The sequence below is a fragment of the Cupriavidus yeoncheonensis genome, from assembly GCF_905397275.1.
Lineage (GTDB): Bacteria > Pseudomonadota > Gammaproteobacteria > Burkholderiales > Burkholderiaceae > Cupriavidus > Cupriavidus yeoncheonensis.
The window spans coordinates 1-1,534 of the sequence record NZ_CAJPUY010000061.1 but is presented as its reverse complement, the minus strand read 5'-3'; the positions used below and the strand labels follow the sequence as shown (position 1 = coordinate 1,534).

The 1,534-nt window shown below is 66.6% G+C and carries 1 protein-coding gene; it reads right to left on the bottom strand.

The features are described 5' to 3' along the window. Positions 1–1,534 (bottom strand): VCBS domain-containing protein (locus KHO22_RS32275; protein ID WP_211951255.1); only part of this gene is annotated, 1,534 nt, incomplete at both ends.

Sequence of the window (1,534 nt, the reverse complement as noted above, 5' to 3'; positions counted from 1 at the left end):
TGTGGCGTTGCCCACGCCGCCGGCTTCGGCAACGGCCGTATCCTCGCTGGCCGACGCGGTGATGGTGGCACTGTCATTGCTGCCGGTGATGTTGACCGTGACGGTCTGCTGCGCGGTCAGGTCCGCCGATTGCACCGTCAGCGAGTCGCTCACCTGCTGACCTGCCGTCAGTGCATCGGCCTTGCCGTTGTCAAGCGTATAGGTCCAGGCACCGGTGGCGCTGTCAAAGGTGAAGGTGCCGTAGGTGCCCGCGAGGCTCTCGGGTGCCACGGCGGCAAAATGCGCCTGACCAGCGTCCACATCATGCACGGTCAGCGTGCCGCTGGCCGAGGGATCTCCCAGTGTGGCGTTGCCCACGCCGCCGGCTTCGGCGACGGTGGTATCCTCGCTGGCCGACGCGGTGATGGTGGCACTGTCGTTGCTGCCGGTGATGTTGACCGTGATGGTCTGCTGGGCGGTCAGGTCCGCCGATTGCACCGTCAGCGAGTCGCTTACCTGCTGGCCCGTGATCAGTGCATCGGCCTTGCCGTTGTCAAGCGTGTAGGTCCAGGCACCGGTGCCGCTGTCGAAGGTGAAAGTGCCGTAGCTGCCCGCGAGGCTCTCGGGTGCCACCGCGGCAAAGTGCGCCTGGCCGGCATCCACATCGTGCACGGTCAGCGTGCCGCTGGCTGATGGATCTCCCGCGACCGCGTTGTTGGCGCCACCGCCTTCGGTCACCGCCGTATCTTCACTCGCCGAGGCGGTGATGGTGGCACTGTCATTGCTGCCGGTGATGTTGACCGTGACGGTCTGCTGCGCGGTCAGGTCCGCCGATTGCACCGTCAGTGAGTCGCTCACCTGCTGGCCCGTGATCAGTGCATCGGCCTTGACGTTGTCAAGCGTGTAGGTCCAGGCGCCGGTGCCGCTGTCAAAGGTGAAAGTGCCGTAGCTGCCCGCGAGGCTCTCGGGTGCCACCGCGGCAAAATGCGCCTGGCCGGCATCCACATCGTGAACAGTGAGCGTGCCGCTGGCCGATGGATCTCCCGGTGTGGCATTGCCCACGCCGCCGGCTTCGGCAACGGCGGTATCCTCGCTGGCCGAGGCGGTGATGGTGGCACTGTCGTTGCTGCCGGTGATGTTGACCGTGATGGTCTGCTGGGCGGTCAGGTCCGCCGATTGCACCGTCAGCGAGTCGCTCACCTGCTGGCCCGTGATCAGTGCATCGGCCTTGACGTTGTCAAGCGTGTAGGTCCAGGCACCGGTGGCGCTGTCAAAGGTGAAGGTCCCGTAGGTGCCCGCGAGGCTCTCGGGTGCCACCGCGGCAAAGTGCGCCTGGCCGGCATCCACATCGTGCACGGTCAGCGTGCCGCTGGCCGAGGGATCTCCCAGTGTGGCGTTGCCCACGCCGCCGGCTTCGGCGACGGTGGTATCCTCGCTGGCCGAAGCGGTGATGGTGGCACTGTCATTGCTGCCGGTGATGTTGACCGTGACGGTCTGCTGGGCGGTCAGGTCCGCCGATTGCACCGTCAGCGAGTCGCTCACCTGCTGGCCCGCC